Annotated in this window: 12 protein-coding genes; 3 read left to right on the top strand and 9 right to left on the bottom strand. The window is 72.5% G+C overall.

The window, feature by feature from the left end:
* The first annotated feature begins 51 nt into the window (after positions 1–51).
* Together ACIGEZ_RS21000 and ACIGEZ_RS21005 are read left to right on the top strand one after the other, a co-directional pair.
* Positions 52–714 (top strand): class I SAM-dependent methyltransferase, encoded by a 663-nt coding sequence (locus ACIGEZ_RS21000; RefSeq protein WP_399833175.1) that lies wholly within the window; start codon positions 52–54, stop codon positions 712–714.
* Complete coding sequence (locus ACIGEZ_RS21005) at positions 714–1517, top strand: glycosyltransferase family 2 protein (protein WP_399833177.1); 804 nt, start codon at positions 714–716, stop codon at positions 1515–1517. The genes ACIGEZ_RS21000 and ACIGEZ_RS21005 overlap by 1 nt, the downstream gene beginning before the upstream one ends.
* On the opposite strand, the gene ACIGEZ_RS21010 is transcribed toward ACIGEZ_RS21005, so the two are convergent.
* Both ACIGEZ_RS21010 and ACIGEZ_RS21015 read right to left on the bottom strand, forming a co-directional pair.
* A complete protein-coding gene (locus tag ACIGEZ_RS21010; RefSeq protein WP_399833179.1) occupies positions 1496–2431 on the bottom strand; it encodes a glycosyltransferase family 2 protein in 936 nt (311 codons plus the stop codon). The genes ACIGEZ_RS21005 and ACIGEZ_RS21010 overlap by 22 nt on opposite strands.
* On the bottom strand, positions 2431–4458 hold the full coding sequence (locus ACIGEZ_RS21015) for an O-antigen ligase family protein (RefSeq protein ID WP_399833181.1): 2028 nt from the start codon (positions 4456–4458) through the stop codon (positions 2431–2433). The genes ACIGEZ_RS21010 and ACIGEZ_RS21015 overlap by 1 nt, the downstream gene beginning before the upstream one ends.
* Before the next feature lie 56 nt (positions 4459–4514).
* Here ACIGEZ_RS21015 and ACIGEZ_RS21020 point away from each other — a divergent pair, with 56 nt between their 5' ends.
* Positions 4515–5162 carry a hypothetical protein gene (locus tag ACIGEZ_RS21020; protein WP_399833183.1) on the top strand — a complete coding sequence of 216 codons (648 nt, stop codon included), beginning with the start codon at positions 4515–4517 and terminating at the stop codon, positions 5160–5162.
* Here the strand turns inward: ACIGEZ_RS21020 and ACIGEZ_RS21025 are convergent.
* The 7 genes from ACIGEZ_RS21025 to ACIGEZ_RS21055 form a co-directional block, all read right to left on the bottom strand.
* Positions 5137–5745 carry an acyltransferase gene (locus tag ACIGEZ_RS21025; RefSeq protein ID WP_399833185.1) on the bottom strand — a complete coding sequence of 203 codons (609 nt, stop codon included), beginning with the start codon at positions 5743–5745 and terminating at the stop codon, positions 5137–5139. The two genes, ACIGEZ_RS21020 and ACIGEZ_RS21025, sit on opposite strands and share 26 nt — an antisense overlap.
* A gap of 69 nt (positions 5746–5814) precedes the next feature.
* Positions 5815–6861, bottom strand: a complete 1047-nt coding sequence (locus tag ACIGEZ_RS21030) for a glycosyltransferase family 2 protein (protein WP_399833187.1) — start codon at positions 6859–6861, stop codon at positions 5815–5817.
* 19 nt (positions 6862–6880) lie between these two features.
* Positions 6881–10141 carry a DUF4082 domain-containing protein gene (locus tag ACIGEZ_RS21035; protein WP_399833189.1) on the bottom strand — a complete coding sequence of 1087 codons (3261 nt, stop codon included), beginning with the start codon at positions 10139–10141 and terminating at the stop codon, positions 6881–6883.
* A gap of 65 nt (positions 10142–10206) precedes the next feature.
* Entirely contained in the window at positions 10207–11322 is a 1116-nt protein-coding gene (locus ACIGEZ_RS21040) for a DegT/DnrJ/EryC1/StrS family aminotransferase (protein ID WP_399833191.1), read from the bottom strand.
* Positions 11319–12020: an acetyltransferase gene (locus ACIGEZ_RS21045; protein WP_399833192.1), complete on the bottom strand. Its 702-nt coding sequence runs from the start codon at positions 12018–12020 to the stop codon at positions 11319–11321. Before ACIGEZ_RS21045 ends, ACIGEZ_RS21040 begins: the two co-directional genes overlap by 4 nt.
* Positions 12017–14140 carry an aminotransferase class I/II-fold pyridoxal phosphate-dependent enzyme gene (locus ACIGEZ_RS21050; RefSeq protein ID WP_399833194.1) on the bottom strand — a complete coding sequence of 708 codons (2124 nt, stop codon included), beginning with the start codon at positions 14138–14140 and terminating at the stop codon, positions 12017–12019. The genes ACIGEZ_RS21045 and ACIGEZ_RS21050 overlap by 4 nt, the downstream gene beginning before the upstream one ends.
* On the bottom strand, positions 14137–15246 hold the full coding sequence (locus ACIGEZ_RS21055; protein WP_399833196.1) for a Gfo/Idh/MocA family protein: 1110 nt from the start codon (positions 15244–15246) through the stop codon (positions 14137–14139). Before ACIGEZ_RS21055 ends, ACIGEZ_RS21050 begins: the two co-directional genes overlap by 4 nt.
* Positions 15247–15267: the final 21 nt, after the last annotated feature.

A 15267-nucleotide genomic window follows, 5' to 3' on the forward strand; every position in this document is an offset into this window, starting at 1 on the left:
TACGGTTGACCGGGACCCCACCCTGCCGACCGACCTCAGGTGGTTGATGCGATGTCCGGCATCCGTGCCCTCCGCAACCGTTTCGTCGACGCGCCCGACTCGCTCGGCGAACGATTCCGTGCGGCCCGATGGGAGCGGTTCCGCAACTGCTTCCCGGGCATCGAGGACATGCGCGTGGTGGACCTGGGCGGTACGGCGGAGAACTGGCTGCGCTCGCCGCTGCGCCCCAAGCACGTGCACCTGGTGAACCTGGAGGCGCACCCCGCCGAGCTGCCCGAGTGGATCAGCGCGGAGATCGCCGACGTGACCGACCCCGCAATCCCCGCCTCCCTCGGCGAGTTCGACCTGGTGGTCTCCAACTCCACCATCGAGCACGTGGGCGGCTACAGCCAGCGCCGCCGCTTCGTCACCGCCATCGAGAAGCTGGCCCCGCTGCACTGGGTGCAGACCCCGTACCGCTACTTCCCGGTGGAGCCGCACTTCCTCGCCCCCGGCTTCCAGTTCCTGCCGCTGGCCGCCCAGGCCAAGCTGGTCCGGCACTGGCCGCTCACCCACAGCCGCCCCGGCACTCCGGAGGAGGGCATGGACGCGGTCATCAACATCGAGCTGCTCAGCCGCACCGAGCTGCGCCACCTCTTCCCCCGGTCCGTGATCCTCAGCGAGCGGGTGGCCGGGCTCACCAAGTCGCTGACGGCCGTGCGTACGCGGGTCTGATGGGCCAGGTCGTCAGGGCCGGGCTCAGAGCACCCTGGGAGCTGCTCAAGCGGCTCTTCGGCTGGCTGGTGCTGTATGAGCTGCGCAACAAGGTCCTCCTCGCGCCGAGCGCCCTGCGGCTGCGGCGCTTCGAGGACGCCGAGACCGCCCGGCTCGCCCGGGTCCTGGGGCGCCGCCCCACCGCCCGGGTCGCCACGGTCATCGCCACCCACCGGCGCCCCGAGCCGCTGCTGCGGGCGGTGCGCTCGGCCCTGGAGCAGTCCGTGCGCGACCAGGTCGTCATCGTCGTGGACGACGGCGCCGGACTCCCCGAACTCCCCGACGACCCCCGGCTGTTCGCGGTCTCGCTCGCTCGCAACACCGGCGTGGCGGGCGTGGTGCGCAACATCGGCATCCGGCTGACCGCCTCGCGGTACGTCGCCTTCCTCGACGACGACAACCTGTGGGAGCCCGAGCACCTCCAGGAGGCGCTCTCCGCCCTGGAGGCCCCCGGCGGCCCCGACGGCGTCTACACCGCACTGCGCCGGGTACGGCCGGACGGCGCCGACATGGACGTCCTGTCCGTGCCGTACGACCGGCGCAGGGCCGCCCACGAAGCCTTCCTCGACACCAACGCCTTCGTCGCCCGCCGCGCCCCGGCCCTGCACTTCAGCCGGCTGCGGCGCACCCCCGAGGTGCTGCCCCGCGAGGACTGGGAGCTGATCCGCCGCTACAGCCGCGGCCGGCGGGTCGAGCACCTGCCCCGGCCCACCGTCCGCTACCTGGTGAACCCCGGGAGCTTCTACACCTCGTGGCGGGACTGAGGGGCGCCCAGGAGCGCGCCCACGGCCGCCCTGGCCGGCCTCCGGCCGAGCGCGGCCCGTGAGAGCTCCCTCAGCAGGACGGCCGAGCGGAACGCCACCGTGGCCGCCAGGCCGTGCCGGCGCCGGAACAGCCGTACGCGGTTCACGACGAGCAGCGACCACAGCCGCGGCGAGACCCGCGAGTCGCCGCCGAGGTGCGTGGCCCGCGCCGCCGGCTCGAGGCGGGTGCGCAGGCCGAGGTCACGGGCGCGCAGGCAGTACTCCGTCTCCTCCGAGTAGAGGAAGAAGGACTCGTCCCACGGCCCGCAGGCCGCCACGCACTCCCGGGACAGTGCCATCAGCGCCCCGGTCGCCCAGTCCGCCGGGGTCTGCTCCGCATAGGCGGAGGGGTCGGTGACCAGCTCGCTCAGGGCGGGGAAGCGGCCGGCCCTGCGGTTGCCGAGCACGGCCTCGCCCAGCGCCCTGCTCACAGTGGACTCGCGGCGCAGCGAGTGGATGAGCCGCTTGTCCTCCTCGTAGAGCAGCGGCACGCTGATGCCGACCCTGGTGCCGTCCGGCAGGGGCGTGCCCAGCGCCTCCACCAGGGTCATGGCGCAGCCCTCCGCCATCCGGATGTCCGGGTTGCAGATCAGCACCGCGCGGTAGCCGCCGCCCTCCAGGGCCGCGGCGGCGCGCAGGGCCGCGTTGACGCCGAAGGCGTAGCCGCCGTTGCGGCCGGTCTCGACGACCGTGGCCTCGGGGGCGTGCTTGCGGACCACGGCGACGGTGTCGTCGGAGGAGTCGTTGTCGGCGACCACCAGGTGCCAGTCCAGGCCCGCCATCCCCGCCGGGAGCGAGTCGAGGAAACCGGGCAGCACGGCCGCGCTGTTCCAGGTGACGACGAGGACGGCCACAGGACCCTGCTGCTGGGGCATCAGATCTCCACGAGGTGCGGTGAGTCGGGCGTGCGCTGCCGAAGGACCCGGGCGGCTTCGGGCGGGCCGGCCGCCTCGCGCCGTACGAAGCCGAGACAGCTGCCTCCCAGGCCGAGGAGCAGGAAGAACACGCCCGCGAACATGGGGAAGCTGAGGGTGTCGAAGGTGGCGCTGATCACCAGGGCGACCAGCGCCGAGGCGAAGAAGGCCTGGCCGAGCTCCCGGTCCGGCTCGCTGCGGGCGAGCCGGCGGATCGATCCGCCCTGGTGCACCCCGGTGAGCCCGAGGACGAGCAGGACGAGGACCCCGAGGGCGCCCAGCTCGGCGACGGTCAGCAGGTACTGGTTGTCGGTGAAGAAGTAACGCTCGGGCGTGAAGGTGCCGAAGCCCCGGCCGAAGAGCGGGTCCTGCACGAAGTACTCGGCGATCTTGGGGTACTTGATGGTACGGGCCTGGGTGCTGCTGTCGGCGTTGTTGAGGCTGCCGGAGAACAGCCCCGTGATGGTGCCGATCAGCCCCGGCACCAGGACCTTGAACACGGCCACCGCGCCGAACAGGATGCCGATCGCGGTCCACCGGCGCTGCGGCCTCCAGCGCGGCACCATGACCAGGACGACGACCAGCAGGCCGATGATCGAGGTCCGGGACACCGTGAGGGGCAGCCCGCCGCCGAGCAGCACGACCGGCGCCCACCGCTTGAACCGGCTCAGCCGGGCCCGCGCCGGGTCGAAGGCCTGCGCGATGGCGAAGGGCAGCAGGATCGCCAGCATCCCGCTGAACTCCAGCGGATGGGCGGTGAGCGAACGCGGCCGCGTGAACGAGCCGCGGTCGAGGACGGCCACGTTCGCCACGCTCGAGTTCAGGCCCGGGATGCGCAGCGAGTCGGCGATGTTGGTGCCGGTGAAGAAGTCGTACAGGCCGAGCGCGGCCACCACCGAACCCATCACCACGAGCCGGCGCAGCAGCACGTCCAGCCGCTCACGGTCCTGGATCCCGGCCGTGCCGAGCACCACCAGGGACACCCACACCAGGAGCACGATCAGCCCCCGGTCCGCCGCCAGGATCTCCTTCTGGGAGCTGATCCGGTCCTGGTTGGCGACGTACGAGAGCAGCACGGCGAGCGAGAGGACCAGCACCACCGTCCGCATGGTGCGCGTGCCGGGCGCGGGGGCGATCCGGCCGCTGCACCAGGTCGCCAGGTACCAGAACAGGCCCAGCAGGGCGAAGACGTTCGCCGGGGTGCCGGCGCCCCCGAGCGCCGGGAGCGCCAGGTTCGAGGGGAGGAACAGCGCGAGCGCCAGATAGCCGGTGAGGATCGCGGTCGCGTCCCACGGACGGGTCAGCAGCCTGCGCAGCCGGCCCGCGCCGGGCCGGGGCACCGGGGGAGCACCGAAGGCGTCCGGCAGTCCGCGGGTGCGGCGCCGGGCCGCGGCCCAGGTCTCCACCACGAAGGAGAGCAGGAAGGCCCCGGTGACGCCGAAGACGAGGACGGCGGCCGTCTTCTGGTAGCGGGACTTGGGCTGCGAGACCGGCTTCTGCGGCGGCACGATCCGCGCCGACTGCACGTAGTAGCCCGGCGGCACCCGGGCCTCGGACTGCAGGGCCTGGAGCTGCTCCGAGGCGTAGTCCGTGATCGCCCGGGTCTCCTGGAGCACCCGGGCCGGGACCTCGCCCTTGACCGTCACGGTCAGCAGCGGCCCCTCCGCGCCGGCGGCGAAGTCGACCGCGTACTCGTCGGTGACGCCGTGGCCCAGCAGCGTCCGCGCCGCCTCCGGCGACTGCAGCGCCCTGATCAGCACGTCGGCCGTGCTGATCAGCGAACCGCTCGCGTACGCCATCGGATTGCCGTAACTGGGTGCCGGTCTGGCGACACGGCTGGAGTTCAGCAGGGCGAGCTGGCTCTGCGACTCGTACGTGACCGGGACCGTCGAGTAGAGGTAGCCGCCCGCGATCAGACTGAGCAGGGTCAGCGGCACCATCACGTACCACCGTCCGCGCAGGACACGGAAGATCTCGGCGATGCTCACGAACCCTCCCCCGGTTCCTCTTCGTGCTGCCAGTATCGGTGCTGATGGAAAGAGACGTGCTGACTCCCGAGGGACTCGCCCGCGTGCTGCTGCGCCGCTGGTACGTCCTGGTCCTCGCCATGCTGCTGACCGCGGCCGCCTGTTACCCCGCGCTCCGGCCCGAGCCGCGCTTCCAGAGCTCGGCGGTCCTGGTGGTCAAGCCCCCGCGGACCGACAACCAGCCCAACCAGCTGACCAACCTCCAGCCCTCGCTGGCCATGGTCTCCTACGCGGTCGTCCAGCAGCTCCAGTCGCCCGCCGGGCGCGCGGAGTTGCGGGCGGCCGGGGTGCACGGCACCTACCGGCTGACCCCCCGCAACAGCGGCACCAGCGCCACCCCGTACTACGCGATCCCCACCCTGCAGGTCGAGTCGGAGCAGTCCCGTGCCGAGGAGGCCGACCGCGTCGTGCAGGTGATCATCGGCGTCTACGGCCGGCACCTGAACACCCTCCAGGCCGAGCAGCGGGTGCCCGCCGCCACGCTGCTCACCGTCGACCTGGTGAACCGCCCCGGCACCGTCGCGCTGCCCCCCAACCGGACCCGCGCCGTGGCCGGCGTGGGGGCGCTCGGCACCCTCGCCGGCGTCATGGCGGCGCTGTGGGCGGAGCGGTACGCGACGGCACGGCGCGGGCGGCGGCTCAGTGAGCCGCACCGTACTCCGTGAGCCGCCCGTCCCGCTCCTCGTACAGCTCGCCCGTCTCCGGGCACTCCCACACCCCCGGGCGCTCCGGGTGCGCCGTCAGCCGGACGCCCGCCTTGCCGACCCACCCGGTGCGGCGCGCCGGCACCCCCATCACCAGGGCGAAGTCGGGCACGTCCGCGGTCACCACCGAACCGGCCGCGACCAGCGCCCAGCGGCCGATGGTGACCGGGGCGACGCACACCGAGCGGGCCCCGACGGCGGCGCCGTCGCCGATCCGGACGGCGACCGGCTCCCAGTCGCCGCCGCGCTTCAGCTTCCCGTCCGGGTCCACGGCGCGCGGGTTGTGGTCGTTGGTGAGGACCACGGACGGGCCGATGAACACGCCGTCGCCGAGGACCGCGGGCTCGTAGACCAGGGCGTAGTTCTGCAACTTGCAGTTGTCGCCGATGGTCACGCCGGGGCCGACGTACGCGCCGCGCCCCACCACGCAGTTCTCGCCGAGGCGGGCGTCCTCGCGGATCTGGGCGAGCTCCCACACGCTGCTGCCGTCGCCGACGACGGCTCTCTCGTCGACCTGCGCGGTCGGCTGGACCCGGTGGTTCACTGACGTGCCTTTCCTCGATGGGGGCGCTCTTCGACGCTGGTCGACAGGGCGCTGTCCGACAGGGGGTGGCTAGATGCCGCGGCGCTTCCAGGACTGCCACCAGAACCACTCGCGGGTCCGTTCGACGACCGCGGAGAGCACGAGTGGCTGGAGGTACGGCATGGTCCTGGCGCCGATCCTGCGCCGCAGGCGCAGCGCCCGGTACTCCGGCAGCCTCTCGGCATCCGGCCGCCACTCCTTGGCCAGCGCCACCAGCTCGTCCACCGGCACCACGTCGGTGCGCCCCCGGTCGTAGGCCCGGTAGGCCCGCCGCAGCGCGTGGCGGGCGAGCCGGGTGTCCACCAGGGCGGCCAGCCGGTCGGCCTGCGGGAGCAGGTCGGCGCACTTGTCGAGCACCGCGGTGAACGCGGCCCGCCGCTGCCGGAGGTCGTCGAGCTGCCCGCCGAAGTCGGTGGTGGACATGTTGTCGCCGTGGACGCGGTAGTACGCCTGGTCCGCGCCCCGGACGTAGCCCACGTCCGCGTGGGAGGCGAGCCGCATCCACATCTCGATGTCCCCGGCGTGCGGCAGTGCCGGGTCGTAGCCGCCCACCCTCCGCTGGAGGCTGGTGCGGACCACGACCTCGGGCGAGGTGATGCACCCCGTGCCCTCGCGGAAGCGCCGCTCCAGCCACCAGTGGCCGGGGTAGACCACGGAGCCCGTGGACCGGGTGCGGGCCGCCGGCAGTGGTCCGCCGTGCGTGAAGCGCAGCGGCCTGCCGTAGCAGAAGCCCGCCTCCGGGTGGGCGTCGAGCAGTGCGACCGCGCGCACGAGCGCCCCGGGGACCAGCCGGTCGTCGGCGGACAGCAGCACGACGTAGTCGCCGTCCGCCCACTCGAGGAGGCCCTCGTTGTAAGTGGCGATGTGGCCCCGGTTCCGCTCGTGGACGCGCACCTCGATCCTCGGGTCGGAGGCGGCCAGTTTCTGTGCCACCTCCGCCGAGTCGTCGGGGGACGCGTCGTCGATGATCAGCACCCGCACGTCGAGGCCGGGCTGTTCGTCGAGCACGCTGCGCACGCAGTCGGCCAGGAAGTGACCGTACTTGTAGCAGGGAATGACGACGCTGACAGAGCTCATGGTGGTGCGTCCCCGGTTCTCAGGTGGTGCCGGCGGTGAAGATCGGGCCGACCCAGTAGTTCGTCGAGTTGTAGGAGCCGTTCGGGAAGGCGGTCGTGGCGCCGTACCGGTACAGGCCGTTGCGGCTGCCCGCCGTGTCCGCTGGTGCGGAGAGCGGGTAGTCGAGGTGGGCGCCGGTGAAGTAGCCGCCGTCCGAGGCGTAGTTGCCGTTCGGGGCGTGGTACGAGACCACATAGGTGGTGCCCGCGGTGATGGTGACCGGGGTGGTGAAGGTCATCCGCTGCCAGCCGGTGGCCGTCTCGCCCGTGAAGGTGCCCGTCGCGAGGAGGGTGCCGTCGTCGGTCCACAGGCTGCCGGTGTGGGTGCCGGTGTTGGTCGCGCCCTTGTAGAACGTGACGCCGGTGACCTTGCCGTCGAGCGCGGACTGGAACCGGGTGCCCAGCTCCAGGGAGTTGCCGTCACCGGTTTCCGACGCCTTCGCGGGCACCGTGCCGGAGCTCCACAGGGTGCAGGGGCAGGCGGCCGGCGGCGGGGTCGAGCCGGTGGTGAAGGTCCAGGTCACCGGATCGGCCATGGCGTTGCCCCACAGGTCGGCGGCCTGCACGGACGCCGTGTACGTGGTGCCGAGCGCGAGCTGGCTGTCGAGGGTGAAGGCGGCGGTCTTCCCGTCTCCGTCGAGGGTGGCCCGGCCCGGGACGCCGGCGCCGCCGGGACCCTTCACGGAGAACACCAGGGTGCCGCTGTCGATGCTCTGGTTGAAGGTGGCGGACAGCGGGGCGGTGATGGCCACGCCGGTGGCGCCGGGGGCCGGAGTGCGGCCGGTGACGACGGGCGGCGCGGTGCTGGCCGAGCCCGTCTCCACGATCGCGTCCACCCAGTAGTTGCTGCCGGAGGAGGCCTGGTCGGGGAAGCCGCTCGAAGCGCCGTACCGGTAGACGCCGTTGCCGCCGTCCAAGCCGGACTGCAGGGCCGTCAGCGGGGCGAGGCCCGCGCCCTTGTCGGTGAAGTAGTGGGCGTCGTAGGCGTATCCGCCGTTCGGGGCGAAGTACGAGGCCACATAGGTGGTGTTGGCCTTCACCGGCACCGGGGTGGCGAACTTCAGCTCCTGCCAGCCGGACGCGGTCTCACCCGTGAAGGTGCCGGTGGCCAGGAGCTGGCCGGTGGCGGACCACAGGCTGCCCTTGTGGGTGCCGGTGTTGGCGGCGGACTTGTAGAAGCGGACGCCGGTGACGGTGCCGGGCACCGAGGAACGGATCTTCACACCGAGCTCGACGGAGCTGCCGTCGCCGCCGTTGGGCTTGGCGGGGACGGCCGAGGACGGCCAGACGGTGCACGGACACTGCTGCTCCACCACGGTCAGCGGGACGGTGGTGACGGCGCCGATGTTGACGCTGTCGTCGACCGCGCGGACCTTGAGCTGGACCGGACCCTCCGTGATCGGGGTCCACTTGTAGCTCCAGGAGGTGGTGCCGTCGGCCGCCTTCCAGGTGGTGCCGCCGTCGGTGGACACCTCCACCCGGGCGACCACTCCGCCACCCGTCTCGGCGGCCGTGCCGGTCACGGTGATCTGCCGGAGGGCCGGTACGGAGGCGTTGGCGGCCGGGCTGGAGACGGTGACGCCCGGGCCCGTGGTGTCGGCGGAGGCGGTGGCCGTGACGAGTCCGGACTGCAGCGTCTTCGGCTGGAGCCCCATGTCGGCGAGGATGTTCACGGTGGCCTGCTGCATCCGCTTGTCCTCGGTCACCACGCCGCCGTCCGGGTCGGCCGTCGGAACGTTGGTCAGACCCCAGGACCACTGCACGGTGCCGGTTCCGAACACCAGCGCCTTGGATACGGGGTCGCGGAAGGCGACGAGGCTGTGCGTGGCGGTGCCGTTGCCGTAGTTGTTGCCCCAGTCGAGCAGGTAGTTGCCGTCGGTGATGTCGAGCGTGGTCGACGACATCCGGATCTGGCCGGCCGGGCGGCCGGCGTTCTCGACGTCGCTGTTCCACTCGTACCCGAGCGTGCCGGCCGGGAAGGTGGCGACCTGGTTGCCGGTCAGTGCCGCGACCGAGGTGTTCCGCCACAGCCGCATCTTCGAGAAGGCGGCCGGCACGGTGATGGCGTCGTTGCGCGGGCCGTTGACCTGGAACAGCGAGCCGGTGAGCAGGTTCTGCGGCCGGTACGGCTCGCCCTCCTTGGTGCTGTCGGGGTCCATCCACGTCCCGGTCCACACGTTGCTCGGGTCCGGGACGCCGTTCGGCGTCGGGAACTTGAGCTTGGTCTCCTTGTAGCAGACCAGGGTGCGGTTGGCGGTGCCGCTGCCGTCGATGCTCGGCTCCAGCCGGGTCTTCCAGAAGATCTCGTTGCCGGCGAAGTACGTCTGGTGCTGGCCCGCCTTGCGTGCGTTGAGCACGTTGGTGAACTGCTCCTGTGTCCAGTACTCGTCGTGCCCCTGCGACATGAACATCTTGTGGTTCGCGAGCAGCGCGGCGCCCCGGGTGGCGGTGTCCAGGCCGGAGACGTAACTGAGGTCGTAGCCGTTGCGCTCCAGCCAGGCGATCATCTCGTACTCGGAGCCGTAGATGCCGTTCTCGCCGCCGATGTCCATCGGACGGTTGTAACTGACCTTGTACGCCCGGCCGTCGGGCGCGGGGCCCTGGCCGTCGTAGAGGTTGGTGCCGCCCCAGTCGTTGTAGGCCTGCCAGGTCTGGTCGGAGGTCTGCACCACGATCTCGGAGCGGCTGGCGTCGTTGCGCACCACGAAGGGGTACGGCATCAGGCCGTTGCCGTCGGCCTGGTCGAAGTTGGCGACGTACAGCCCCGAGACGGCGTCGCTCGGCACGGTCCAGCTCGCCGTGGTCGCCCAGTTGCCGCAGTCCATGAGGCCGGTCGGCTGGTCCTTCAGACAGCCGGGACGCTGCGAGAAGTAGGTGGCCGGGTAGGTCTGGGCCGCCTGGGCCGGCGTGGACACCAGCCGGGCGCCGTCGCCGCCGTACCAGCCGAGCCGGTAGATCTTCACGTGGTACGAGGACGGGGACTGGATCTTGAACGGCAGGGTCTCGCCGGCCTGGACGCTCATCTTGGTGGGGAATCCCGCGATGTCGCCCCAGGAGCTTCCGGCGAACCACTCCGACATCGGCGTACCGGTCCTGGAGTTCTCGCACACGATGGGATTGCTGCCCGTGCCGCACGGGTCGGCGAGCGCGCTGGCGGTCTCGACCGGTGGCAGGACGATCGACAGCAACGCCGCGGCCAGGGCGAACACGGCGCCTCTGGCCCGACGGATGTGGTTCTGCATCGCTGTACCTTTCACGGGCAGTGCAGTCCTGGCCTCACGGCCGGGGGAGTGGGGGACCATGCCCTTCAGTTCAGGGCGTTCACCAGCGCGTCCACGACCTGATCCTGCTGGCCGGGGGTGATCTGCGGGAACAGCGGCAGCGACAGGATCTCGTCCGCCGCCCGCTCCGCGTGCGGGAAGTCCCCGCGGTGGTAACCGAGATGCCCGTACGCGGGGGTCAGATGGACCGGCGCCGGATAGTGCACGCCCGCCCCGATGCCGCTCGCGTTGAGCTTGCCCACGACCTCGTCGCGGTCCGCCCCGGACACCCGCAGCACGTACAGGTGCCACACGTGCACGTTGCCGCCGGCGGTGACCGGGCGCACCACGCGTCCGGCCGCGGCGAGCGGGGCGAGCAGCTCGTCGTAGCGGGCGGCGGCCGCCCGCCGGGCGTCGTTGCCGGCGGCCAGCCGCCGCAGCTTCGCCCGCAGCACGACGGCCTGGAGCCCGTCGAGCCGGCTGTTGAAGCCCGGCACGTCGTGCCGGTACTTGTGGACCCCGCCGTGATTGGCGATGGCCCGGACCAGGGCCGCGGCCTCGGGGTCGTCGGTGAGCACCGCCCCGGCGTCGCCGTAGGCCCCGAGGTTCTTGCCCGGGTAGAAGCTGGTGGCGGCGATCCCCCCGCTTCCCGGGGTACGGCCGTCCCGGCTCGCGCCCTGGCTCTGCGCGGCGTCCTCGACCACGCGTACCCGCCCAGGCAGCGCGGCAGCGAGAGCCGTCACGTCGGCGCTCTGCCCGTACAGATGCACCGGGACCACCGCCCGGGTGGCCGCGCCCACCGAGGCCAGCGCGGCCTCCGGGTCGATCAGCAGGGTGTCCGGGGCGCAGTCCACCAGAACCGGACGGGCCCCCGCCCGCGCCACCGCGCCCGCGGTGGCGATGAACGTGTTGGCGGGCAGCACCACCTCGTCGCCCGCCCCGACCCCGCTCGCGCGCAGCGCCAGCTCCAGGGCGTCCGTGCCGTTGGCGACCCCCACGCAGTGGGCGACGCCGCCGAACTCCGCGTACTCGCGCTCGAACGCGGCGACCTCCTCGCCGCCGATGAACGCGGTGCCCGCGAGCACCCGGTCGAAGCCGGCGCGTATCTCCTCGGCGACCTCGGCGTGCGCCGCCTTCAGGTCCACCAGGGGAATCTGGTTCATCGGCCGTTCACTCCTCTTGCCAGGGTGGTGTCGTCGTCCGCCGTGAGCTGTTCGAGCGCCGGGGGCGCCGCCGCGCGCAGGCGCCGGGCCGGAGCGCCGACCCACACCTCGCCCGCGGGGACGTCGGCGAGGACCGTGCTGCCCATGCCGACCTGCGACCAGGCGCCGACCGACGTGCCCTCGCGGACCAGGCTGCCCGCGCCGAGGTACGCCCCCCGGCCGATCCGGGCGGCGCCGCCGAGCCGTACGCCGGAGGCGAGGGTGGCGAAGTCCCCGACCTCGTCGTCGTGCGTGAGGACGGTGTGCGGCATCACCGCGACATGGCGGCCCACCCGGACCGCGGCCGTCAGGACGGTGTGCGCCAGGAGGACCGTGCCGGGGCCGAGCACGGAGCTCGCCGAGACCACCGCGGTGGGGTGCACCACGGTGGCGTAGCGGTGTTCGGGCAGCCCGAGCCTGCGGACGACCCGGGCCCGGGACGCGTAGTCCCGGGGGCTGCCGACGCACACCACGAAGGAGGCGTCGGGGAGTTCGTGGATCCGTTCGGTGCCGCCGAGCACGGGCACGCCGTCGACCTCGACGCCGTGCAGCGCCGGGTCGTCGTCGAGATGGCCCGCCAGGGGCAGGCCGGCGGCCCGGACGGCCTGCGCGGTCTCCCGCGCGAAGCCGCCGGCGCCGATGATGACGAGCTCGGTCACGGACGCGCCGCCGCTTCCCGCAGCACCGCGACCACCCGGTCCTGCTGCTCCTCGGTCATGGTGTGGAACAGCGGCAGGATCAGCGAGTCGCGGCTGATCCGCTCGGTGACCGGCAGCGGGGCCACCGGATGACCCTCGTAGGCGGGTTCCAGGTGGCTCGCCATGATGCCCCGGCGGGCCGAGACCCCGGCCTCGGCGAGGATCGCGAGCAGTTCGTCGCGGCCGACGGGGAAGTCCTCGGCGAGCAGCACCCAGTACGACTGGAAGTTGCTCTCCCCGTGCGCCGGGTCCCGCACCGGCTCCAGTCCGGGCAGGTCCGCGAGGAGCTCCGCGTAGCGGGCGGCAAGCTCCCGGCGCCGGGCCACCATCTCGTCGAGCCTGTCGAGCTGGGCCAGACCGACGGCGGCCTGGATGTCCGTCATCCGGTAGTTGAACCCGGTCTCCAGATAGCTTTCCAGGACCGGCTTCCCGCTCGCGTGGCGCTCGGCGGCGGAGACGTTCATCCCGTGCTCGCGCAGCCGCCGCAGCCGCGCCGCCCACTCGGCGTCGTCGGTGGTCACCATGCCGCCCTCGCCGGTGGTGAGCAGCTTGCGGGGATGGAAGGACCAGGCCGCGAGCAGCGCGCCCGCGCCGACGGACTCGCCGTCGACGGTGGAGCCGATCGCGCAGGCCGCGTCCTCCACGAGCGGCAGCCCCGAGGCCTCGCAGGCGGCCCGCAGCGCGGAGACGTCCGCGGGGACACCGCCCTGGTGGACGAGGAGGACGGCCTTGGTGCGCGGGGTGCGCACGGCGTCCACGGTGGCGGCGGTGAGGTTGCCGGTGGCGAGGTCGACGTCCGCGAACACGGGCTCGGCGCCGACGTACCGTACGGCGTTGGCGGTGGCGATGAACGACAGCGACGGGACCACCACCTCGTCCCCCGGCCCGAGCCCGAGCGCGAGCAGGGCCAGGTGCAGGGCCGTGGTGCAGGAGCTGACCGCGACACCGTGCCGCGCGCCGACCCGCTCGGCGAAGGCCCGCTCGAACTCGGCGACCCGCGGGCCCTGGGCGACCCACCCGGAGCGCACCGTGTCGGCGGCCGCCTTCGCCTCCTCCTCGCCCAGCCACGGCACCATGACCGGGATCCGCGCCGGGGCCCGCTCGGCGTCCGTCGCGGTCGCGCCCTTCTCGGTCCGCCACCAGTCGACCAGGTCCTTCAGACCGGTCCGCAGGTCGATCTCCGCCTTGAAGCCGAGCCGTTCCTCGGCCAGCGCGGTGTCCGCCAGCCGCCGGGTCACCCCGTTGACCGCACGGGCCGGGCCGTGCACCGGCTCCAGGTCCGAACCCATCACGTCGAGCAGGGCGTCGGCGAGCTCGCGCAGGGACGTCTCGGTGGCGCTGGCCACGTTGAACACCTCGTCGGTGAGGTCCCCGCGGGCGGCCAGGATGTTGGCCCTGGCGATGTCGCGGACGTCGACGAAGTCCATCGTCTGGGTGCCGTCGCCGAGGATCAGCGGCGGCTCGCCCGCCTCGATCCGCTCCATCCAGCGGATCAGCACCTCGGTGTACAGGCCGTGGATGTCCATCCGGGGCCCGTAGACGTTGAAGTAGCGCAGCGCCACGTAGTCCAGGCCGTACATGGCGTGGAAGCTGCGCAGCATGCCCTCGTTGAAGGCCTTGGCCGCGCCGTAGAACGTGTCGTTGTTGTACGGGTGGTGGCGCTCGGTGGTCGGGAAGGACTCCGCCAGGCCGTAGACGGAGGCCGAGGACGAGGCGATCACCTTGCCGACGCCGGCCGCGGCCGCCGCCTCCAGGACGTTGAACGTCCCGTCGACCATGACCTCGTTGGCCAGCCGCGGCTCCTCCGCGCACTGGGTGATACGGATGGCCGCCAGGTGGAAGACCAGGTCGGCGCCCTCCGTCACCCGGCGCACGGTCGCCGCGTCGCGGATGTCCCCCTCCACCAGCTCGACCGGGCCGCCGGCCATCGCCCGGGCGAGGTTGGCCCGGCGCCCGCGGACGAAGTTGTCGAGCACGACGATCTTGCTCGCGCCCCCCTCCACCAGGAGGTCGGTCACATGGGAGCCGATGGTCCCGGCACCGCCGGTGACCAGGACCCGCTTACCCCGGATATCGCTCAACGCCGTTCTCCCACCGCATCGTTCGCGCTATTCAAGGACCGGTCGGCACCGGTCCGCAGGCCGACGACCGCCCCACGGAACTCCAGGCTCCGCGAGGCCGCCTCCAGAATGTCCAGGACCCGCAGGCCCGCCCGCCCGTCGGTCAGCGGCGCCCGCTTCCCGGTGATCGCGGCCGCGAACTCGTCGACCATGCTGCGCAGCGCCTCCTTCTCCCCGATGGCGGGCGCGACCATGTCGCCGCTGCGGTACGAGATCAGGGCCTCCCGGCGCTCGTCCGCGCCGAGGTCCTGCGGCGTCGCGAGGTCCACCCCGCGGTCGAACACCGCGACGCGCTGCGCCGGGTTCAGGTCGTCCCAGACGAGGGTGCGCTTGGCACCGCCGACCATGGTGGTGCGGACCTTGGTGGGGGAGAGCCAGTTGACGTGCACGTGGGCGATGGCCCCCGTGTTGAGCTGGAGGGTGAGGTACGTGATGCAGTCCTGGCCCGCGCCGATCGGATCCGCGCCGTGCGCGGCGACGGCCACCGGCTCCACGTGCCCGGGCAGGATGAAGTCGAGGATCGACAGGTCGTGCGGGGCGAGGTCCCACAGCACGTCGATGTCCTTCTGCACCAGACCGAGGTTGATCCGGACCGAGTCCACGTAGTGGATGTCGCCGAGCGCCCCCTCGTGCACCAGCTCGCGGATCTTCGCCACGGCCGGGGTGTAGCAGTACGTGTGGTCGCACATCAGGGTCAGGCCGCGCTCCTCGGCCTCGGCGACCAGCCGTGCCCCGTCGGCGTACGTGGTGGCCAGCGGCTTCTCGACGAGGACGTGCTTGCCCGCGCGCAGGGCCGCGAGCGCCACGTCCAGGTGCGTCCCGGCCGGCGTGGCGACGGCGACCGCGTGCACGTCGGGGTCGGCGAGGACCGCCGCGTAGTCGGCGGTCGCCTGGACGGTGGAGTATCCGCCGAGGACCCGCTGGGCGCGCGTGACGTCGAGGTCGCAGAGCCAGCGCAGCCGGAAGCGGTCGCTGGCCTGGAAGTTGCGCACGAGGTTCGGGCCCCAGTAGCCGGCGCCTATGACGGCGACTCCGAGCCGCTCGTCCGGCCGATCGGCGTCGTTCAAGGTGTTCCCCTCCATGTCAGT

The sequence above is a fragment of the Streptomyces sp. NPDC085481 genome (genome assembly GCF_044541845.1).
Classification (GTDB): Bacteria; Actinomycetota; Actinomycetes; order Streptomycetales; family Streptomycetaceae; genus Streptomyces.